This is a genomic window from Bradyrhizobium sp. 26S5 (genome assembly GCF_036923295.1).
GTDB classification, from domain to species: Bacteria; Pseudomonadota; Alphaproteobacteria; order Rhizobiales; family Xanthobacteraceae; genus Bradyrhizobium; species Bradyrhizobium septentrionale.
The window spans coordinates 4,960,870-4,982,178 of sequence record NZ_CP145948.1; the positions used below are offsets into that span (position 1 = coordinate 4,960,870).

Annotated in this window: 20 protein-coding genes; 11 read left to right on the top strand and 9 right to left on the bottom strand. The window is 61.1% G+C overall.

Annotated elements, in window-relative coordinates; all coding sequences use genetic code 11:
* On the top strand, positions 1-1,494 hold the full coding sequence (locus V5279_RS22965; RefSeq protein WP_338701348.1) for a sensor histidine kinase: 1,494 nt from the start codon (positions 1-3) through the stop codon (positions 1,492-1,494).
* 138 nt (positions 1,495-1,632) lie between these two features.
* Positions 1,633-2,973, top strand: a complete 1,341-nt coding sequence (locus tag V5279_RS22970; RefSeq protein ID WP_338687965.1) for a sorbosone dehydrogenase family protein — start codon at positions 1,633-1,635, stop codon at positions 2,971-2,973.
* Positions 2,974-3,007: 34 nt separating this feature from the next.
* Here the strand turns inward: V5279_RS22970 and V5279_RS22975 are convergent, their stop codons facing one another.
* Positions 3,008-3,265: a hypothetical protein gene (locus tag V5279_RS22975; RefSeq protein WP_338687968.1), complete on the bottom strand. Its 258-nt coding sequence runs from the start codon at positions 3,263-3,265 to the stop codon at positions 3,008-3,010.
* A gap of 201 nt (positions 3,266-3,466) precedes the next feature.
* Between V5279_RS22975 and V5279_RS22980 the strand changes: the two genes are divergently transcribed.
* On the top strand, positions 3,467-4,285 hold the full coding sequence (locus tag V5279_RS22980) for an aminoglycoside phosphotransferase family protein (RefSeq protein WP_338701351.1): 819 nt from the start codon (positions 3,467-3,469) through the stop codon (positions 4,283-4,285).
* 13 nt (positions 4,286-4,298) lie between these two features.
* On the opposite strand, the gene V5279_RS22985 is transcribed toward V5279_RS22980, so the two are convergent.
* Positions 4,299-4,463: a hypothetical protein gene (locus V5279_RS22985; RefSeq protein WP_166295504.1), complete on the bottom strand. Its 165-nt coding sequence runs from the start codon at positions 4,461-4,463 to the stop codon at positions 4,299-4,301.
* Positions 4,464-4,563: 100 nt separating this feature from the next.
* A complete protein-coding gene (locus tag V5279_RS22990; RefSeq protein WP_166306753.1) occupies positions 4,564-5,019 on the bottom strand; it encodes a winged helix-turn-helix transcriptional regulator in 456 nt (151 codons plus the stop codon).
* A gap of 151 nt (positions 5,020-5,170) precedes the next feature.
* Between V5279_RS22990 and V5279_RS22995 the strand changes: the two genes are divergently transcribed.
* The 4 genes from V5279_RS22995 to V5279_RS23010 all read left to right on the top strand — a co-directional run bounded on the left by V5279_RS22995 (position 5,171) and on the right by V5279_RS23010 (position 10,877).
* On the top strand, positions 5,171-6,091 hold the full coding sequence (locus V5279_RS22995) for an alpha/beta fold hydrolase (RefSeq protein WP_338687978.1): 921 nt from the start codon (positions 5,171-5,173) through the stop codon (positions 6,089-6,091).
* A gap of 135 nt (positions 6,092-6,226) precedes the next feature.
* Positions 6,227-7,351 carry a calcium-binding protein gene (locus tag V5279_RS23000; protein ID WP_338687980.1) on the top strand — a complete coding sequence of 375 codons (1,125 nt, stop codon included), beginning with the start codon at positions 6,227-6,229 and terminating at the stop codon, positions 7,349-7,351.
* Positions 7,352-7,482: 131 nt separating this feature from the next.
* On the top strand, positions 7,483-8,577 hold the full coding sequence (locus V5279_RS23005) for a calcium-binding protein (RefSeq protein WP_338687982.1): 1,095 nt from the start codon (positions 7,483-7,485) through the stop codon (positions 8,575-8,577).
* A 260-nt stretch (positions 8,578-8,837) separates the two neighbouring features.
* Positions 8,838-10,877, top strand: coding sequence for a hypothetical protein (locus V5279_RS23010; protein ID WP_338687984.1), 2,040 nt, complete (start codon positions 8,838-8,840; stop codon positions 10,875-10,877).
* Positions 10,878-10,929: 52 nt separating this feature from the next.
* Here V5279_RS23010 and V5279_RS23015 read toward each other — a convergent pair whose 3' ends face one another.
* The gene (locus V5279_RS23015) at positions 10,930-11,379 is read right to left on the bottom strand and encodes a BLUF domain-containing protein (RefSeq protein ID WP_338687986.1); all 450 of its coding nucleotides are present in this window, start codon (positions 11,377-11,379) and stop codon (positions 10,930-10,932) included.
* A gap of 625 nt (positions 11,380-12,004) precedes the next feature.
* Complete coding sequence (locus tag V5279_RS23020) at positions 12,005-12,298, bottom strand: hypothetical protein (RefSeq protein WP_338687989.1); 294 nt, start codon at positions 12,296-12,298, stop codon at positions 12,005-12,007.
* Positions 12,299-12,920: 622 nt separating this feature from the next.
* Here V5279_RS23020 and V5279_RS23025 point away from each other — a divergent pair.
* From V5279_RS23025 to V5279_RS23040, 4 genes are all read left to right on the top strand, one after another.
* Entirely contained in the window at positions 12,921-13,109 is a 189-nt protein-coding gene (locus V5279_RS23025; protein WP_338687992.1) for a hypothetical protein, read from the top strand.
* 629 nt (positions 13,110-13,738) lie between these two features.
* A complete protein-coding gene (locus V5279_RS23030) occupies positions 13,739-14,101 on the top strand; it encodes a hypothetical protein (protein ID WP_338687994.1) in 363 nt (120 codons plus the stop codon).
* Positions 14,102-14,154: 53 nt separating this feature from the next.
* A complete protein-coding gene (locus V5279_RS23035) occupies positions 14,155-14,526 on the top strand; it encodes a hypothetical protein (RefSeq protein WP_338687997.1) in 372 nt (123 codons plus the stop codon).
* 114 nt (positions 14,527-14,640) lie between these two features.
* Positions 14,641-14,811, top strand: coding sequence for a hypothetical protein (locus V5279_RS23040; RefSeq protein ID WP_338687999.1), 171 nt, complete (start codon positions 14,641-14,643; stop codon positions 14,809-14,811).
* Between the two features lie 544 nt (positions 14,812-15,355).
* On the opposite strand, the gene V5279_RS23045 is transcribed toward V5279_RS23040, so the two are convergent.
* The 4 genes from V5279_RS23045 to V5279_RS23060 all read right to left on the bottom strand — a co-directional run bounded on the left by V5279_RS23045 (position 15,356) and on the right by V5279_RS23060 (position 21,086).
* The gene (locus V5279_RS23045; protein WP_338701353.1) at positions 15,356-16,330 is read right to left on the bottom strand and encodes an HAD family hydrolase; all 975 of its coding nucleotides are present in this window, start codon (positions 16,328-16,330) and stop codon (positions 15,356-15,358) included.
* 136 nt (positions 16,331-16,466) lie between these two features.
* Positions 16,467-18,116: an arylsulfatase gene (locus V5279_RS23050; RefSeq protein WP_338701355.1), complete on the bottom strand. Its 1,650-nt coding sequence runs from the start codon at positions 18,114-18,116 to the stop codon at positions 16,467-16,469.
* Positions 18,117-18,356: 240 nt separating this feature from the next.
* The gene (locus V5279_RS23055) at positions 18,357-20,030 is read right to left on the bottom strand and encodes an arylsulfatase (protein ID WP_338701357.1); all 1,674 of its coding nucleotides are present in this window, start codon (positions 20,028-20,030) and stop codon (positions 18,357-18,359) included.
* A gap of 129 nt (positions 20,031-20,159) precedes the next feature.
* Entirely contained in the window at positions 20,160-21,086 is a 927-nt protein-coding gene (locus V5279_RS23060) for a formylglycine-generating enzyme family protein (protein ID WP_165128415.1), read from the bottom strand.
* Positions 21,087-21,309 lie beyond the last annotated feature (223 nt).

The window sequence follows — 21,309 nt, forward strand, 5'->3', positions numbered from 1 at the left end:
ATGGACCATGAAAAGGTAAACATCCTTCTGGTCGATGACCAGCCGGCCAAGCTGCTGGCTTATGAGGTGATCCTGAAGGAGCTCGGCGAAACGCTTGTCGCCGCATCGTCGGGCCGCGAGGCGCTCGAGTTTCTGCTCAAGAACGAAGTCGCGGTCATCCTGGTCGACGTCTGCATGCCCGAGCTCGATGGCTTCGAGCTCGCGGCGATGATCCGCGAGCATCCGCGTTTCCAGAAGACCGCGATGATCTTCATCTCGGCGATCCAGGTCAGCGATATCGACCGGCTACGCGGCTACGAGATGGGCGCGGTCGATTACGTGCCGGTGCCGGTCGTGCCCGAGGTGCTGCGGGCAAAGATCCGCGTGTTCGCCGAGCTCTACCGCAAGACACGCCAGCTCGAACGCCTCAACGCCGAGCTCGAGGACCGTGTGCGCGCGCGCACCGCCGAGCTCGAGCAGTCGACCACGCGGCTGGTCGAAAGCGAGGCGCGCCGCAGCATGGCGATTGCCGCGGGCAAGATGGGCTCGTGGGACTGGGATTGGGTCAACGGCGACTGGATGTGGGATGAGGGGCAATACAAGATTTTCGGCATCGACCCGAAATCCTTCGCGCTGACCTCCGACAATATCCAGGAGCTGTTTCACCCCGACGATGTCGAAGAACTCCGGCAAGCCTGGGCCGGGTTCGGTAACGGCCAGACGTCGTATGAAGCCGAATTCCGCATCATGCGGCCGGACGGCGAGGTGCGCTGGTGTGTCGGGACGGCTGCTGCGACCAGCGACAGGAACGGCAGGGTGGTGCGGGTCAGCGGCGTTACCGTCGACATCACCGATCGCAAGAAGGCCGAGGAACGCCAGAGCCTCCTGACCCGCGAGGTCGACCATCGCGCCAAGAACGCCCTCGCGCTGGCGCAATCGATCGTGCGGCTGACCCGCGCGCAGAACGTCACCGCCTATGTACGGGCGGTCGAGGGCCGCATCACGGCGCTGGCGCGCGTCCACACCGTGCTGTCGCTGTCGAGCTGGCAGGGCGCCGAAGTCCGGCGGCTGGTGACCGAGGAGATCGCGCCCTATTCCGAGGCCGGGCAGATCCAGATCGCCGGCGGCGAGGTGCAGTTGCAGCCCGCGACCGCGCAGACGCTGGCGTTGGCGCTGCATGAGCTCGTCACCAATTCCGCGAAATACGGCAGCCTGTCGGTGTTGTCGGGCCGGCTCGCCATCACCTGGGAAGTGCACGACGAGACGCTGATCCTGGCTTGGGTGGAATCCGGCGGGCCGCTGGTGACCAAACCGAAGCAGAAAGGTTTCGGCACGCGAAGCGTGATCGCCAGCATCGAGACCCAGCTCGGCGGACGGGCCGACTTCGATTGGCGCGCCGAAGGCCTAATATGCCGGCTCACGGTTCCTCTCAAGCCGCCGCTTGGAGAGACGCCGGCGTTTCGCGAGCCGTCGACAGCCGAGCGCAAGCCCATGGTCCGTTCGAGGGCCGTGTAACGCATCTCGCGAAGCGCGCGTCGATTGATGTGACGACGTCTCCCCAACGGACATTGATGCGACGACATTGTGAACGCGGCCAGCGGTCGAATTGCGCTATGAGCAGCACGACTGACTGGGACATCGCGCGAGGAGCTTATGCGTAAGGCCAATCTTGCCGGCGTCAGCGTTGCCGCCGTTATCCTCGCAGCCATCAGCATCACGCGGTCGGGCGCCGAACCCGTGCTCAGAGGTGCCGAGGCCTTTGGCGACTGGCAGCGCGACAAGCCCGGCACGGTGCGCCTGATCACGCCGCAGGACTTGCCCCGACGGGGGGCAACGGCCTCCAGCAGCAATTCGTCACGCGTCGTGCAGCGACCTGCCTCGGCGGTGCCGCAGGTGCCGGCAGGGTTCAAGATCGAGCTGTTTGCAAGCGGGCTGAGCGGGCCGCGGATCATTCGGACTGCGCCCAATGGCGATATGTTCGTCGCGGAGACCGGCCCCGGCCGCATCCGCATCCTGCGCAGCGCCGATGGTGCTGCCAAATCCGCGACCAATGACGTCTACGCGACCGGACTGAACCGACCATTCGGCCTCGCATTCTTCCCGAGCGGCGACAATCCGCAATGGCTCTATGTTGCCAACACCGACAGCGTCGTGCGCTTTGCCTACCGCAACGGCGATCTCAAGGCGTCGGGAAAGCCCGAGGCGGTCGCCCGGCTGCCGCACGGCGGCAATCATTTCACGCGTGACATCGTGTTCACGCCCGACGACAAGCGGATGCTGGTGTCGGTCGGCTCCGCCGGCAATGCAGGCGAGGGCCTCGGTCAGCCGCCGCAAGGCGTTGAGGCCTGGAGCCGTGATCATGCGCTTGGCGCGGCCTGGGGGATCGAGACCGACCGCGCCGCCGTGCTCGCCTTTGACCCTGATGGCAAGAACCAGAAACTGTTCGCCACCGGAATCCGCAACTGCGTCGGATTGGCGATCCAGCCCGGAAGCGGCACGCCGTGGTGTTCGACCAACGAGCGCGACGGCCGCGGCGATAACCTCGTGCCCGACTATGTGACGCGGGTCCGCGAGGGCGCGTTCTACGGCTGGCCGTGGTACTACATCGGCGCCAACGAAGACCCTGCGCATGCCGGTGCGCGACCCGACCTCAAGGACAAGGTGACGGTGCCCGACGTCCTGCTACAGGCCCACTCGGCCTCGCTCGGCTTGACCTTTTACACCGGCAGCAGCTTTCCGCCCGATTATCGCGGCGATGCCTTTGCGGCCGAACACGGCTCGTGGAATCGCTCGAAGCGCACCGGCTACAAGGTCATCCGCATCAGGTTGAAGGACGGCGTGCCGACCGGCGAGTACGAGGATTTCGTCACAGGCTTTGTCATCGGCGACAATGAGGTCTGGGGCCGCCCGGTCGGGGTGACGGTGGCGCGTGACGGCGCGCTGCTGGTCTCGGAAGACGGCAACGGCACGATCTGGCGCGTCAGCCGCGAATAGTGGTTCGGCGGTCAGTCAGCCGCCGCCGCGGCCGCTATCCCAGTCCATCCTTGAGGCCGTATTCCTCATAGATGGTCAGCGGATCGGTATCCGGAAACAACCGGCACTTGGCCTGCGCAAGATGCAGCGTGACGGCGCCAGACTCACATCGCGAGGTCAGGATTTTCCGGACATCCTCCATATGCGCGCGCGGCTGATGTTTCGACGGCAGCTGCTCGAGCGCGACCAGCGCCGTGGCCAGGGCCTCCGTGACCACCCAATCGTCGTGTCCGGTAATTCCCTTTCGCGGCATCACCACACCCTCCGTAGCACCGGCTGCGACATTGTAGCGCGAGATGGGTGGGGGCTGTCATCAGCCAACATGGGCAGGGCGGCGGGGGAACCGGTTCGAGCCGGGCCTGCCACGATGCGCCGCAGGGAGCAGCCGTGGCAGTGCGTGCAGGCGATGACTAGAACGACGGGGGCCCGTTTCTCCATCCCGGTCAATCACCAGATGTTCGAACCCTATCTCGCGGCCTGGAGCCTCATCCCCGACGGCCACCCGATCGTGACGCACGCCGCGCGGTTGCTGCCGGTGCGGCGGCACGGCGAACCCGCAATGCTCAAACTCTCGAGCGAGCCGGACGAGTGCCTCGGCGCCATCGTCATGGCGTGGTGGGACGGAGACGGCGCGGCGCGCGTCCTCGCCCACGATGGCAACGCGCTGTTGCTCGAAAGGGCGACGGGTTCGGCTTCGCTCAGCGCGATGGCGCGAACCGGCCGGGACGATGAGGCCTGCAGGATTCTCTGTGCGACGGCCGATCGGCTCCACGCAGAGAGAGCAAAGCCGCGGCCGGATCTGACGCCGCTGACACACTGGTTTGGTGAGCTATGGCCCGCTGCGAGGGCGCATGGCGGCATCCTGAACCGATCGGCTGAAGTGACCGAAGACCTGCTCGGCAATCAACGCGAGATGGTGGTCCTGCACGGCGACCTGCACCATGACAACGTGCTCGACTTTGGCGCGCGGGGCTGGCTCGCGATCGATCCGAAGCATCTCGTCGGCGAGCGAGGCTTCGACTTCGCCAACATCTTCACCAATCCGGATCTCGCCGACCCGGCGCGGCCGGTTGCGACCGAACCCAGGCGCTTTGCGCGGCGTCTCGACATCGTCGTGGAGGCTGCACGGCTCGATCGCCGGCGTCTGCTGTCATGGATCGTCGCCTGGACCGGCTTGTCGGCGGCCTGGTTTCTCGGCGACGGCGATCCGTTGGCCGAGATCGACCTTGCGATCGCACGGCTTGCCGCCGCCGAACTCGACCGAACAGGCTAGCGTTTGTGGAAGCTTACGCGGCCATCGCGGCGGTGGTCACTGAAACACTGAGAATCCGCCACTTCGAGGTATCGAAGAAGTAGGCGGCCTTGATGTGCGCGGATGCTGAATCAGGGGCCTGAATCACCGTGTGGAATTTCCGCGTCCCATCACTCAGCGAAATCCGGAATGTCTGCATTGGTCATACCTCCACGCGCGGATGCTGCGGCAAGGAGGGTTAATATCCGGTTGCTGTCGACGGGGCGTGCGCATCGCGGCGCTTCTCACGCGGTCTCTTTCTAGGGCGACGCGGGCGGCAGGCGGACCATCGTGTCCTCAGCGCCAACGACGCGTCCGTCTTGCGCGCGCAGCTCCAGCCGCCGTACCGGCTGTCCGGTCTTGCGGTCGACCAGCAGCACATGCGCCTCGTCGGGTTCGAAGAAGAAATCCTCGCCCCACTGCCGGAGCGCGACAAGAAGGGGGAAGAGCCCGCGTCCCTTCTCGGTCAGGACGTACTCCTGATAGGGGCTGCCGTCCGCCGCGGGTACGGTTTCCATGATGCCGTGCGCCAGGAGATTGCGGAGCCGGGCCGAGAGGATGTTCTTGGCGAGCCCGAGGCTCTTCTGAAACTCGCCGAACCGGCGCAACCCGTCGAACGCATCGCGGACGATCAACAGCGACCACCAGTCGCCGATCGCATCCAGCGGCCGTGCCACGCCGCACATGGAGTCCTTGTGGCTCACTCTCTTGGCCATCGCGATCCGCCTGCCGCTCCTCATCTCACGTTGATCAGCTCAATGGCGCGGCTGGAGAGACCATTACCATATTGAGCTCGATATATCGGTTGCAAAGTAAAACCACAAGCAATACACGATGGTTTCAAATTAAAACCATGGGAGGTCAGTCATGATCCAACCCGACGCCACGTTCGACGGGACCTTTCCCTTCGCGCCGCATTTCACCGCAGCTCCCGGCTTCCGGATGCATTATGTCGACGAGGGCCCGCGGGACGGCGAGGTGGTGCTCTGCCTGCATGGCGAACCGACCTGGGGCTATCTGTTTCGTCACCTGATTACAGGCCTGAGCACGACCCACCGCGTGATCGTTCCGGATCACATGGGGTTTGGAAAGAGCGCCACACCGGCGCAGCGCAGCTACTGGCTGCAGGACCATGTCGACAATCTCGAAGCGCTGGTCCTCGCGCTCGATCTCACTGGCGTCACCCTGATCATGCATGATTTCGGCGGCCCGGTCGGCATGGGGCTCGCGGCCCGGCATCCGGATCGCATCCGCCGCATCATCTCGGCCAACGGACCAACGCCGTTCGGGCAGAGCGATCTGTTCGAGCGCGTCACCGCGAATGCGCTGGCTTCGCCGTGGTTTCAATGGATCGCCCGAGCCGAGGCGAGCGGCGAGCTCGAGCCGGTTCTCGGACAGCTCGGCTTCAACATCCTGAGCACGCTCAAGCTCAACGGTTTCGAGAACAACGCTGTGATCACCGACTCATGGCTTGCGGCCTACGGCTCGCCCTTCGCGCGTCCGGCCGATTGCCTCGGTGCGATCGGTTGGGCCAAGGGGTTTGCGACCGGCGCGCACACCTTCGAGACGCCCGGTCCGGCCGCCGACCGCGCGATCCGCGGCAAGCCGGCGCTTGCGATCTGGGGCGAGGCGGACCGCACATTGCGCGCCCAACATTTCCTGCCGCTGTTTTCCGCGATCTTCCCCGCTGCGCCGGTCAGGCGCCTCGCCGGCGTCGGCCATTACTGCTTCGAGGATGCCCCGCAGCAAACCGGCGGCCTGATTGCGGAGTTCATCCGGCAGACCTGACGGCACGTCGATCGACGAGGGCAGGAACGTCGCGAGAGCTACCTGCGCCAGGTTGTACCTCGCGCGAGACTCGCGTCAACACAATCAGGCTGCTAACCTTCCGGCGTTGCATTCAGCTCCGGAAGGAAATTTCTGGTGACCACCTACGTTGGAACCCTCGGCGACGACAACCACACGGCCGCTGCTGGTGAGGACGTCCTTTACGGTCTGGACGGCAACGATACCCTCGCTGCCACGATGACCGGGAGCGTTGTCTATGGCGGCAACGGCAACGACAGTCTCAGCTCGAGTTCTTTTCATAACGACACTGTCTATGGTGGCGAAGGCGACGACACTGTTTCCGGCTTCGACGCCACCGTAACGGGAGCTGGCGGCGACGACTCGATCCAGGCGTCGGGTGGCATCGCCTACGGTGGCGAAGGCAATGACATAATCTCCACCGGCTGGGATGGTTTTTTCGACACGGGCCGCGCTTATGGCGGCCTCGGTAACGACACCATCACTGGACAGGGCTCCGCGATCGACGGCGGTGGCGGCGACGATACGATCTATGACGGGCCGATCGGCTTAAGCGGCCTCATTGTCATCCAGGGCGGCGACGGAAACGATGCGATCATCGTCAGCGGGTCTGGGTCAGTTGCCGAGACCGTGATGGCCTACGGAGGGCAGGGCAACGACAGCATTTACGGCGGACAAGGTGCAGACATCCTGATTGGTGATCAGGGTGTCGACCTTCTCGAAGGCAATGCGGGCAATGATTACCTGTACATGCCTTCCGGCGGCGGCACGGCCTATGGCGGCGATGGCAATGACGTCGCCGTCGGCTCGAGCGCCAACGACGTTCTGGTTGGCGATGCCGGCGACGATACCGCCTACGGCTACGAGGGTAACGACTACCTCTACGGCGGGGCCGGCAACGACGTGATGTATGGCGGCGATGGCACCGATGTGCTGTTGGGCGGCGCCGGCAACGACTACTTCGACGGCGGCACCGGCGTGAACTACTATTTCGGCGGAGGCGGCAACAACACCTTCGTTTCCAACGATGTCCCGAGCATCCAGGTGGTTCAGGACTGGACTCCAGCCACCGATACCGTGCAGCTCAACGGCAGCGGCTTCACCTCATTCGCCGACGTGCTCTCGCACTCATATCAGAACGGCGCTTACTTCGTGGTGCAGATCGATACCGACACTGCGGTCTGGCTGAACGGTGCCACCGCGGGCACGGTCACGGCGGCGAATTTCACGATCGTGAGCTAGCGCGGCTGGGCGGCACACTGCCGGCGTGGCGTTGATATTCGCTCGGAAGAGCTCAAGACCTTTAGGAGGGAAGCTTGGTCACATACGTAGGAACGTCGGGAGACGACAGCCATACGGGCCCCGAAGATGCCATGTATGGCCTGGATGGAAACGATACACTTGCCGGCGGGTACGGTGGGCTGGGTCCCCAAACGCTTTACGGTGGTGAGGGAGGTGACAATCTTTCTCTCCCTGAAGGGGGATTTGGCGGCGCGGTTTACGGTGGATCTGGCAACGACACCATCTCTAGCGTCGGCGCATTGTATGGCGACGCGGGGAATGATCTGATCACGGTCGTCGGCCAGGGAGGAGGTTATGGTGGTGACGGCGACGACACCATCAATGCTCTCTTCAACGCAAACTACGATGGCATTGCATATGGAGGCGGCGGCAATGATCTTGTCACCGGGTTCGCTGTGCATTGGGATGGAGGCGACGGGAACGATAGCCTTTATGGGTCCTACGATCACGACGATGGCCCCCAGCCAGTGGTCCTGGGCGGCAATGGGGATGATGTGATTGCATTCACCGGCAATGGGCTGGTTGGCAGAGCATCCTTCTACGGCGGGTTGGGCAACGACAGCATCTATGGTGGCGCGGCAGAAGAAACCATCGTTGGAGATGCCGGAGTAGACTTGCTTGAAGGCGGCGGCGGAAACGATTGGATCTACCTTCCGACAGGGGGCGGTAATGCCTACGGAGGAACCGGCAACGACGTGCTAGTGGGGTCGCAGGTCTTCGATGTCCTGATCGGCGATGACGGCGATGATGCGATGTTCGGCTATGGCGGAAACGATTACGCCTATGGCGGCAACGGCAACGACGTGATGTACGGTGGTGATGGCGTAGACGTGCTGATCGGCGGCGCCGGAAACGACTATTTCGATGGCGGCGCCGGCGTGAATTACTATTTCGGCGGAAACGGCGGCGGTCCGGGCACCGGCGTGGGCAACGACACCTTTGTTGTCAACGACGTTCCCGGGGTGCAGGTCGTGCAGGACTGGACGCCGGGCTTGGACGTCGTGCAATTGAACGGCTCCGGCTTCGCGTCCTTCGCCGACGTTCTGTCGCACTCGTACCAGAACGGCGCTTACTTCGTGGTCCAGATTGATGCCGACACCGCGGTCTGGCTGAATGGTGCCACTGCGGGCACCGTCACGGCGGCGAACTTCAACATCGTCAGTTAGCGGATCGCTGATCGATCACGCCAACAACAAGGTCATGTGCATCTGGCCGAGAGCGCGCCGGCGCGTTGGCGTCGCGCCGGCCGGCGGCTCCTGCTGCGCTGATACTCGCTGGCGACCACCGGACATCGGCGACGACCCGGCCATCGTTCGAAGCAGAGCGATCCGGCCCTGGCTTTTTCTCCCAGCCGCCGGGATCGCGCTTGCGAAGCAGGGGGCCCGATGAAATAGTACGCATTTTAAGGTTGCATTCGGGGGCATTTATGACGGTTGTCAGCGACTTCACCGCAATTTTGTCCGGCAACTCATGGTGGGGCAATTCGGTTTCGGGAGCGTCGCTCCCTGGCAGGCCTGCCTTCGTCAGCTTTTCGTTCGACTCAACCATTTCGGCGGCCGAGCTTGCTTCGTCAGATACCCAAGCCTTCAAGAACAGCCTTCGACCCTTTACCGAGGACGAGAAGGCCGTCGCGCGGGCGGCGTTGCAACAATGGGCGGCCGCAAGCGGTCTGGTTTTTCTCGAGGTGCCCGCAGGTCTCGGCGATATCCGATTCACTACGGCAGATTTCTCCACCGATCCCAAATACGCAATCTACAGCGGATTTGGGTATTACCCGAACGTATCGATCAACTACGACTACGACAATCAAATCGGCGGCGACGTCTTCGTCCAGTATGGCCGCGTCGCTGTCGGGCTAATGCTGCATGAAATCGGACACGCGATCGGCTTCAAGCATCCGTTTGATGGCGATCCGACGCTGACGCCGAGTCTCGACGATAAATCCCAGACGGTGATGAGCTATACGGGTGCACAACCGACGCACCTCGGACCGCTCGACCTTCAAGCGGTTGCATACCTGTACAATGGACCAGGCACCGGCGGATCCCAGGATTCAGCCTGGCAATGGACCGGCTACAACACACTCATTCAGGTCGGGACGGGCGGTAACGACATCTTTCGCGGCTTCAACACGGGAGACGTGATCTCGGGAGCTGCTGGCGACGACGTTGCCATGCTCAACGACGGCAACGATCAGATGTTTGGCGGCCTCGGCAATGACAGCATCCACGGCGACGCCGGCAACGATCTGCTGTCGGGCGATGATGGCAACGATACTCTGTTCGGCGATGCCGGGAATGACGCATTGCGGGGCGGAGCGGGAGCTGACGCGCTCTACGGAGGCGACGGCCTCGATGCGATCGACGCCGGATCGGGCAACGATGTCGTCTATGGCGGTGCGGGCGACGACACACTTACCGGCGGCGACGGAAACGATATCCTCCAGGGCGACGCCGGCACTGACTTTTTCAATTTCTCCGCGCCCCGGGCGGCCTACAGCATTTCGATCTATGGTGGCACCACCGTGGTCGTCGATGGCGTCGACGGTACGGATACGGTTTACAGCGGGGAATATCTGAATTTCGCCGACGGCAATTATGCCATCGGCGGCCTGGTGGCCAACACGCTGTTTTCCCCGGTCGATCCTTCGGGTCCGGCGACGAACGATCTGCTCTACGGGGGCGCGGGCAATGACACCCTGGCGGGCGGGGCTGGAGCTGACGTTCTGGTCGGACTGGCCGGTAACGACACGGCTTACGGCGGCACCGGCAACGACTACTTCTATGGCGGCGACGGCAACGACGTGTTCTCGGGCGGCGCCGGGGTCGACGTCCTGGTGGCAGGCAACGGCAATGACGTCGCCTATGGTGGCGACGATCAGGACTACCTCTATGGCGGCGCCGGCAACGATGTTCTCGTTGGCGGCGGCGGCGTCGACGTGCTGCTTGGCGAAACCGGCGACGACTACCTATACGGCGGAGACGGTGGTGACTATTTCTACGGTGACGTCGGCAACGACACCGGATTCGGCGGAGGCGGCAACAACATCTTCGTGATGGCGGCAGGCAACGACGTCGCGACCGGTGAAGATGGTCAGGACTATTTTTACATGGGAGACGGCGACGACATCATGTACGGCGGCGCCGGCGTTGACGTCCTGCTCGGCGAGGCCGGAAACGACACATTCGACGGAGGCGCCGGGACTGACTACCTGTTCCTTGGCCCGGGCGGAAATGACAAGGTGCTGTTCAATGCGAATTCGGGCGTCGATGTCGTGAATGACTTTGAGGTCGCAAACGACCTCATCGCGCTTCAAGGAACGATGCTGACGAGCTTTGATCAAGTGCTCGCCGCTACGACAGACTACGGTTCGTTCTCCATTGTTACGGCCGACGCGAACACGGCCATTTGGCTGATCGGCGTGAACAAGAGCCAGCTCCTGGCAACGGACTTTACGTTCTCCTAGCGGGGCGCAATGCGGAAGCGCGCCATGTGCGCGCTCTCGCAACGACGGCTCCCTAAGGACCATCGATCTCCTGCTGTCTGACCAGATCTGTCATCAAGACGAGCAATTCACGGCCGAAACAATCGCCATCGATCGCCGATGGGTTGGCAAGCAGACCTTCCATCTTGTGGGTCCAATCCGGGCCGGCAGAGGAGCCGGCATAGGCCATCGACCAATCTGGGAAGCGCCGCGGTGTCGAAGGCCTGAAGGTCAGAAGGGTGATGTCCCGGTGCCTGACATCGCATTCGATCGCGTTGAAGATTTCCTCGACGGCAGCCCGCTCACCTTCGAGGACCTGGCAAAAGTAACCCTCGCTGAAGAGCAGCGCGCCGGTCACGCCGAGCCTGACATTCTTCGACCGTGACTGCGCGAGTATGCTGCGAATGATCTCGCTCGCGGAACTGTCGTGAACATTGCTGTTGCTGCGACTGACATAGATCAACGCATGCTCGGATTGCGACATCGATAGGTGCTTCTCGGGGGATTCGCGGCTCACATGAAAAGCGGCCGCGTCGCGCCGGCGCACCGTACGGAAATCTGAAACAGTCGATCTTGATGGAAACCAACCTCGGACTTTTTGGCTGTTAGCGCGTTTCAAGACCAAATTGGATTCCGGGGAACCACGGGGGAGTGGGGCCGGTAAACCGATTTGACATCGGAGTTCTTTTTCTCACGGCTGGATTGAAATCCACGGTTCCGGGTCACGCAGCCGGCGGCGAGCACGCAGTTCGTTCGCCAGGCGAAGCGGATCAATGCCTCGGACACCGATATTTCGGCATCGGCAAGGACTGCACCGTTCCACCGGTGAAGCCAGACACCGAGATCGCCTTTGGTGCAGGCAGGCGATCTCAGCCGTGGGTGGAGGCGGCGGGACCGATACTCAGGCGGTTCAATTCAAAGCCACCCCCGGCGAGATCGTATCGATTACGCCCCTGGAAAGGGTAGCAGATGGCGGCGGCCAGATCGCCCCGTTGATCCCATTGCACAACGACAACGGGCGCAGGAAGAGGCGCGGCTGCCGGCGGGGCGACGAATTAAGCAAGATCGCCTCAGCAATCTCATGAAACGAAATGAAAGAATCGCGCGTGCTATGACTTGAGGGTCATCGGGGGACGCTCCCCCGACAACATAGGAACTGGCCCCGGCTTCTTGCTGGGGCCATTTTTTGTCCGAACCCGAGCCAGCTCAACAAGTTCGAAACTGTTCGCGCTGTTGTCAACGCGCTTCTTCTCACGCTTCAGCTCCAAGCGATCGACGCGCTCATCCATCAGTCGATTCAATTCCCTATCCCGGTGCGTATCCCTTCTATAGAGGGCGCCATGCAGACCATAGGCGACCAGGATCAGGACGAACGAGATGACCAATAGATAGGTCCAGTCCATAGGGGTCTCCCTTGACGCCTCCATCATGACAGCAAAGGCAATGACGTCTGTCAGTCGGAGCTTCGTGCCTTGGAGCTATGCAGGTCGACTAGAAACGAGATCGCTGGTCTCTAGAAAAGCTATGCGGCCAAACGATCTCGACGATGCGCAGAATGCGTTAGCCCTAGGTGCCGCCAACGTGAAGAGCGCCGCATCTAGCGAAGCGAACCGGCTGATCATAATAAAATGCGTCAATGCGTTCAAATGATCAGTGCTCGCGCAGTCACTTGAGAAGCGCGCCCTGAGGAAGAAGTGGCAGCTGTTTCTGGGAGTAAGTTGCAATCATTTCCGGGAAAAACCGGAAATAGATGCAGCTCGGAGGTCACCGACAGTGTGTCGCGTTAGCAACGTCCACAGCAGATCCAATTGTGGATAGACCTCTCTCTACTTCACGGCGTTGCGAATTCATCGTCTAATCATGATGGACCTTCGATGGCGATTTTATTTCCAAGACGTTCATTTTAGATCGGGTCCAAGAGGCCGCTGTCAGCGGCCAGCGGCCTCTTCATTTCTAATTTGATTGCAATGAAATTGTCCGACGCCAAGCGGCGTCAAATTCATGCTGTATGGTCATAGAGACAAAATGATTGAAGCACTCAAACCTTACGTGGCATTCGGAGTCGATCCTGCTGGCGTCGCACGCGCAACGTATGAACTTCGTTGCAGTGACGACGAAGAGGCGAAGCGTCGGGCTAAGGATTATTTGGACGCGCACGAAATCATCGAGTTGTGGATCGACTACAAGAGGATCGCTCGTCTGAAGCGTGGGTAAGCTCGAGGTGTGCCGGCCGAGTTGTCTCCGACCAAGATCGCATCAGCTCGAAAAGTAGAAGTATGTCGGCGAGCGGGAGCTTTGTGCCCTTGGGGCATATGCTGCAGGAGCAGATTCCCGGTGTTAGCCGCGATCTCGTCGCGCTCGATCGGATCGGGGTCGGTGTGGAGGGCTCGCATATCGGCAGCGAACTGTCTGGCGACCTTGGGCGGAATCTCGATCGGCTTTCGCTTGATGGACATATAGTCCAAAGATGGGATGGCAGACCGCCCCCTGCGATTGGGCGGGACCGTCGCTCTGTGGCTGGAGCGGCGATCCCTCATCGCGCGATATGCATGGTCGGGGTGTGTGGGGTTGGGTCGGCCAATCCGCACGATTAGGTAGATCGTAAATCGATAAATGCCTGCGGCAATTGCCATTCCGAACAAGCGAGCGGATAGGGGAAGGCCGGGCCCTGGCGCAAAGGTGGTAGCGCGCCGCAGCAATCGCGGTTCGTGGTGGATGGAAATCAGGGAAGAGGCGCAATGTAACGTCGTGGGCAGAGGTTGGCCGCTACAGCCTCCGAAGCCGCGTCAGCCCCAGCTCAATCCCCTTCGAGCTGGGGCACGCCGGACGGGGAGAATGATCTTATGAAGGCAGCACTCTTGGGATTATTGCTCGTTGGCCAGCCGCCCGTACAAATTTCAGACAGTGTTCCCAACTTCGATATCAAGGCGCTTTGCGCGGATGTTTCCGCTGACGATAAAGCGTCGGGACTGCCCCAGGATGCGAGTAAGTGCGTGAGTGACGAGACGGATGCGCGGCAACAGCTAGACTCGATCTGGCTAACTGTCCCGGCAGGACCGCGTGAAAGTTGCGAACTCTTGGCGGGGTCAGGGCAAGTACAAAGCTATGTCGAACTCCTCATTTGCCTGAAAATGAATGACTGGGACTCGCCATCGGCGGTGCCCCCGCAAAGGCGCAAGCAGGATTCAAAAACGCCAGGTAATTAAAGGTTTCCGGGCCCCCATCCGCAAAGTGCCCAAACGCTTCGAGGAGTTTTTACGTGCAAGGCATACGAAATGGATTTTTGGCGCTTCTGGCCTTAGGAGCGTTGCCCCTGGAAGGTCACGCGCAAACTCTGGTCGCAGCATTGGAGTGCGATTTTCCGCTCGCTTCAACTGACGATTGGAGCGTGGCCGCGTCGACCCTGCAATACTACATCGATACAGCAGGAGGTTGGAGAGTGAACCAAGATTCCTTCTCCTTCGATGGCCCGATAAAAATTACTATCGGTGGAAAGGATACCGCAGCTTCGCTTTCGATCACTATTTCCCGACAGTCAGGCAAGGCTACCAAAACCCTGTCGTCGGAAGGGAAATCCCTTACAGTCAGCGGGGAATGCAAAAAAATGGATTCCTCCGGACGTAAATTCTAACCGCCTCGAGTCATCAGCGAGCTTTCAGCCACCGAGTGGTTGCCTCATCGATAGTTGGTGGGAGGTCGGTTCTGACATATGGCAGTTGGATGGTCGCGCCAGCGTGCGTTGAGAGTGTCCGGGCTGCAAATCCTGAATATGTCGGCCAAGACGCTGGAGGGCTTAAGGGCGAAGATCCGGTGTCCCGAGGCATGGTCGGGCGGAAAGATCGACTGCATCGATGGTTGCGCCGAAGAGATGGTGCTCTCGATCATCGAGAACATGGCCGCGGCCGGCACCAGTTAGATGCGCGAAACTGCGCCGCCGGGCTCGAAATACGTTGTCCGGCGGCGTCATTGTTTTCCAGCGCTGGGCCCTGAATTCCCAGTGCCGTCAATTTAGCAGGTACGTGGGCAAATGACTGTTGCAGTGCATACACAGACTTTGAGAAAGAGGAGCCGGCAGGCGGGACAGCGCGCCAGTTCCTCCGAAACGGTGACCGCAAGGCGTTCCGAAATCGGTCCCGTCCCTCCGGGAAGCCTGCGCCGACCTGCTTGCTGATTTGCTAACGGCTTCGGTTGGTCAGATGGAGAATAGATATCGTTTTCCGGCGAGGCTCGACGGGCCCGCCGCGCCGGGATCGCTCTCGTTGTACGGTCATTTGTGCGCTAGAAGCGCAACATCGATTATTATTCAGTATTTTCAATTTGATATGGCGGAAGGGGTGTCCTGTCAACCGTGCTGAAATAACGTGACTTTCTGACTTATGGTATCGGAAAGCTACGGTCTCGGCCACGGGCGTATCCGAGGGTGGAGAGTAGGGGATCTTTCTGCGAATCCGGGTCGGACGTCAATCGAAGGCAAAGATGCGCTTCCAGTCTTTCTTCATGTCGACCACGGTCCACTTGTTCACTGCTGCGGCGTCTAGCGCTACGTCGAGCTTCCCGAAATGCGACTGGCGGTCGTAGGCATATTCGCGCTCCGCGTCAGTATGGTGGACGATCAGGCCGAACCGCGCGCCGTTGGCGCCGAGCGTTGTCCATTGCAGCATTTCGAGATCGCCGTCGGAGTTGCCAAATGCAGCGATCGGACGGCGGCCGATGTGCTCGTTGATGCCGATCGGCTTCCCTGTCTTGTCGTCGATGAAATTGATATCGGGTAGGCGGAACAGAACCGGTATGGTGTCGCGCATCTCGAAACGGGTCTTTATCGACGATCCGATCACCTGCTCGGGAGGAATTCCGTAAATCCGCTCGATCCAGGGCCGCATGAACTCGATACCGCCGCCTGACGCGATAAAGGTCTTGAAACCATTGGCACGCAGATAGGTCAGCAATTCCAGCATCGGCTGGTAGACCAGTTCAGTATAGGGCCGCTTGAAGCGGTGATCGCGCGCGGTCGCCAGCCAATCCGTGACGATCTTCTCAAACTCCGCCGTAGTCATGCCGGCATGTGTCACGGCGATGATTTCGACCAATTCTTTTTCGCCGGAAGCCATCACCGCCTTCAGGTCGCCGTTCAGCACCCCCGCGAACGGCTGCTTGGTCTTCCATTCTGGATGCATCGGCGCCATGACCTTCACGCGGTCGAGGGCGAAAGCCAGTTGTACATACATAGGCTGTTCGACCCATAATGTGCCGTCATTGTCGAAGGTCGCGATGCGCTGCTCGACGGGTACGAAGAAAGGCCCGCCTTGCGTCGTGACGCGCGCGACAAAATCGAGGATCGAAGCTTTGGTCGCCCCCTCGTTCCAGGACGGGAGCGGATCGCTTGCCTGTGCCAGCGCGGCGGTGGAATGGAACGAGGCAGAGAGCAGGGGAAGCATCGCCAGCGACGAGAGCAGGGCACGGCGATCGATAACGGGAAGACGAATAATCGGCTTCATGGTGGGCTCCCTTTCGTTACCGAGCGGGCGCACAGGAACTCGGCGCGCCCGCCATAAATCAGTCGAAGCCAGGCGACTACTTCCCAACTGACGCGCGGGCCGCCTCGATTTTCGCCTTCACGGCATCGAGATTGAAACTCGCGCCTTTCTGCATCGGCGGAAACTCGATCGCCGTCATCGCCAGCTTTTCCACCTGCTGCTGAACAAACACAAAGCGCCAGAATTCGTACTTGAACCAGTCGAAGTATTGTTGCGCGCCTTCTTTACTCCCGTTATCGGGCCAGCCCGTGCGCTCGAACGGATCGAGACGAAGGTTGGTCAGGTAGGGCACGTCAACCTTGGATTTTTCACCAAGCCAGCCTCTGGGCTGGTCGATGAAACGATACTTGAAGTCGTCGATGCGCACGGCGCCGAGCTCGCTCTCTCCGAAGTAAAAGATCTCGTGCCGGTTCGACGGCCCCTTGCCGGTGATCATGTCCATCTGGTTATAGCCGTCCAGATAGCACTTGTAGGTTCTGTCACCGATCTGTTTGCCCTTCTTCAGCTCTTCCGCAATGTTCGGGTTGCCGGCCGCCGCCAGTAGGGTCGGAAACCAGTCCAGACCGGAAATGATGCCGTTCTCGACCTTGCCGGCCGGTACCTTGCCCGGCCAACGGATCATGCAGGGTACGCGGAAGCCACCTTCCATGACGGTACCTTTGCTCTGCGCGAAAGGCGTCTGTCCGCCATCAGGCCAGGTGAAGACCTCGGTGCCGTTGTCGGTGGTGAAGACGACGATGGTGTTGTCGTCGATGCCCATATCCTTGAGCTTCTGCATCACCATGCCGACGTCGTCATCGAGCTGCGCCATGCCGGCTTCATGTATCGACCAGCCGTTCCTGGAGTTTCGCAGGCCCTGGTATTTGGGCGAGAGGTGGGTGACGATGTGCATCCGGGTTGGATTGAGCCACAGGAAGAACGGTTTGTTGTCGCTCTTGGCCTTCTCGATGAACTTCAGGGCAAGATCGCGAATTTCGTCATCTACGGTTTCCATCCTCTTGGGATAAAGCGTTCCGGCGTCTTCGATCCTCTGTTTACCGACCTTGCCCCAGCGCGGATCGACAGTAGGGTCGTCCACGGCGGTTGCGTAGGTATGGAGCATGTTGCGCGGACCGACGACGTTCAGCAGATCCTGCGGGTAGTTCGGATGTGCAGGGTCTTCCATGGCGTCGAGGTGATAGAGGTAACCGAAGAATTCGTCGAAGCCGTGCACCGTCGGCAGAAATTCGTTCTTGTCGCCGAGGTGGTTCTTGCCGAACTGACCGGTGGCGTAGCCCATGCCCTTCAGCGCGGTGGCGATGGTAACTGCCTCCGCCGGTATACCGATGGCTGCGCCGGCCTGGCCGACCGTGGTCATGCCGGTGCGAATTGGCAGCTCACCCGTGATGAAGTTGGCGCGACCCGCCGTGCAGCTCGCCTCGGCATAATAATCAGTGAACAGCATGCCTTCCGCAGCCAGCTTGTCGAGATTGGGCGTCCGGCCGGCCATCAGGCCGCGGTGATAAGCGCCGATATTCCACATGCCGATGTCGTCGCCCATGATGACGACGATGTTCGGCCGTTGCCCCGCCGGCGCGGGTGACGGTGTTGGTTGCTGCGCCTGCGCAGAACTTGTGAGCCCGACCGCGGAGAGTGCCGAAGCGGCGACGAGAGAACTGCCGCTCAACAACAGATCGCGGCGTTTCATTCTGCCGCCCGATTGTGGCGCAACGTCGTGGGATTCTTCCGGCGGACGCTTGTTACTCATGACGTATTCCTTCCGTTGTGATGCAATCGGCTCCGTTCGCTTGATGCATCGGAAGCCGACGTCGCTGTGGAGGTGCCGACCGGTCCGGCGGCGGCTTCCTTGATCACTTTGCTCGCTGTCCGCTGGTGGGCGCCCCGTCGCGGGGCGCCCGCTTCATCCGATCACGCTCGTCGCACCCGACTAGTCGCTGCGACCGGCCGTCTTCATTTCCCGAACCTGCTGCATCACCTGTTCCAGGTTGTAGCTGGCCGGGTCCTGCAGCGGCGGGAATTTGATGTAGGTCTCGAGGTGCATCAGCCACAACTGCTGGCCGATAGGCAGCATGTTCCAGTCATAGACATAGGCGGTAGACGGAGAAGCAATCGCCCCGCCCATACCGAACAGCGTCTTCTGCTGTGAACCAACGGAGGTCTCGAAGGGATCGCGTTTGATGTTGACGACCTGTGTCCAGTGGTAGGGCAGCACACCGGAAATGAAGCCCGAGGGCGCGTCTGACACCATTGCAAAGTACATCTTCCAGTTCTGGTAGCGGACTGCCGACGGCTCCTTGCCGGAGTAATAGAGGAAATGGTCGCGTGCCGACTTCTCGGATTTGCCGGTAAGATAGTCGATCTGGTTCACGCCATCGAGCGTCGTCTTGACGAGCCCGGGATACTCACCGGCCTCGAGCCGTTGCTTCAGTCCGTCGCCCTTGGGCCCGCCGGCGATCTCCACGAACGTCGGTAGCCAGTCGAGGGAGGCAAACATTTCGTTCTTGATGGTGCCTGGCTTGATGACGCCGGGCCAGCGGATGACGGCCGGAGCGCGCATGCCGCCTTCCCAGGTGCTCAGCTTGCCACCCTTGAACGGAGTTGTGCCGCCGTCCGGGAAGGTGATTGTCTCGGCGCCGTTGTCGGTGGTGAACACGACGATCGTGTTGTTGGCCTGGCCCATGTCTTCGAGCTTCTTCAGCACCACGCCGATGTTGTCATCCATCTGCTTCATGCCGGCTTCGTTGACTCCCCAGTCCTTGCCGCCTGGCTGGCCCACCATGGCCTGGTACTTGTCCGACAGCACGGTCGTGATGTGCATGCGCGCCGGGTTGTACCAGGCGAAGAACGGCTTGTTGGTCTTCTTCGGATCGTTGCGGTCGAGGAAGTCGACGACCCTTGCTGAGATTTCTTCGTCCACCGTCTTCGAACGATCGAGGGTCAGCGGACCTTCGTCCTTGCACGTTTGTTTAGCGCCAGTGCCGTCGGATGACGTGCACGCGAGCACCGGACGCGGCGGTGTCAGGCAGACCGTGGTCTTGGGATCCACGGAGCCAAGAACCTCGGGCAGGCCGGGGACCGGGGTGTTCTTGCATGGCGGCGCGAGGCCCTGCTGGGTCGGCGTCTTGTTGATGTCGGGGAAACTCACACCTTGCATGGCGTCGAGGTGATACAGATAGCCCCAGAATTCCTGGAAGCCGTGCGCGGTGGGCAGAGAGTCGGCGTGGTCGCCCAAGTGGTTCTTGCCGAACTCGCCGGTGTTGTAGCCGAGATCGAGCAGGAACTTGGCGAGCGTCGGCGTCCCAGGCCGCAGATAGGATGGGCTGCCGGGAATTTCCGGCAAGACCATTCCAACGCGAACCGGCTGCATGCCGGTGATGAAGGCCGTACGCCCAGCCGTGCAGCTTTGCTCGGCGTAATAAGTCATAAAGGTCGCGCCTTCGTTGCCGATGCGATCGATATTGGGCGTCTCCCCGACCATAAATCCGCGGTGGTAGATGCTCGGCTGGAACAGGCCAATATCGTCGCCCATGATGAAGAGGATGTTCGGCTTCGCCGGCGCTTGGGCCACAGCCGGTGTGGTGGCCGGCCCGGACAGCGACATCAACATCGTCGCGCCGAGCAGCGTGGCACAGGACTGCTTGAGCAAACAACGCGTCTTGCGTGGCGGCGTCGCAATAAATGGCCGCTTGGCAGCGAATACGGTACTCAACATGGCTTCGCTCTCCCTTTTTTATGATGCTTCAGTCGCTCCTCGCCTGATGCATCGAAAGCCGAGGTGACTGGTGGAAGTATCGACCGGCTCCGCGTGGCGCGCTGCCGGCCGGTATCGCCGGCAGTAGTTCGGCGCGCACAAATGCGAGCCGCCTTTGATGACCTTTCGTGGAATTTTCACATTGGTCGTTCTGGGGTCGTAACTGTCGGTCTCGCGGCCGCCACGCGGGTTCTGCGGAATGCAGCAGGCCTTCGGCGCATCCGCCTGATGCTTCGGTGAATACCAGTCGGCCGTCCACTCCCAGACGTTGCCGATCATGTCGTGCAACCCGTAGCCGTTCGGAGGGAATGCACTGACCGGCGAGGTGCGCTCGAAGCCATCGGCATTCGCATTCTGGCGAGGGAATTCTCCCTGCCAGGTGTTTGCCATGTGACGGCCGGCCGGCGTGAATTCATCGCCCCACGCAAATTCCGCGTCCTCGAGCCCGCCACGCGCTGCAAATTCCCATTCCGCTTCGGTCGGCAAATCCTTGCCGATCCATTTCGCGTAGGCGAGGGCGTCGTTGAACGCGACATGCACGACAGGATGGTCGTCCAATCCACGAATGTTGCTGCCCGGGCCGTAGGGGTGTCGCCAGTCAGCGCCCTTGGCGAACGTCCACCACTGGCTGAAGTCGTGCAGGCTGACCGGATGGTTGGGCCGCGAGAACATCAGCGAACCGGCATAGACCATGTGCGGGAGTATTCCGGGATAGTCCTTCGGGTCGGGCGCGATTTCGGCGAGTGTAACGTGGTCGGTAGCCTTCACGAACTCCTTGAATTGCCGGTTTGTCACCGGATAGCGGTCCATCCAGAAACCGTCCACGGTGACGCGGTGCGCCGGAGCTTCTTCGGGATAATGCCTGTCCGATCCCATGCGAAAGGTGCCGCCGGGTATCCAGATCATTTTATCGATGTCTAAAGGACCGTCACAAATGGTGACAGCGGACGCAAGCTTGGTCGCAGGGTGCGCTGTCATCAATCCGTTACCTCCCCACCGATGCACGCGACGCGCATTCTGAGCGGAAATACGCTACGTGGAAGGATCCTGCCCCGCTATTGGACCGTGGGCCAATAGCGGGGCACAATCTGCATAGTACCTATCGGTCGACTTTCCATGTTCGCGGGGG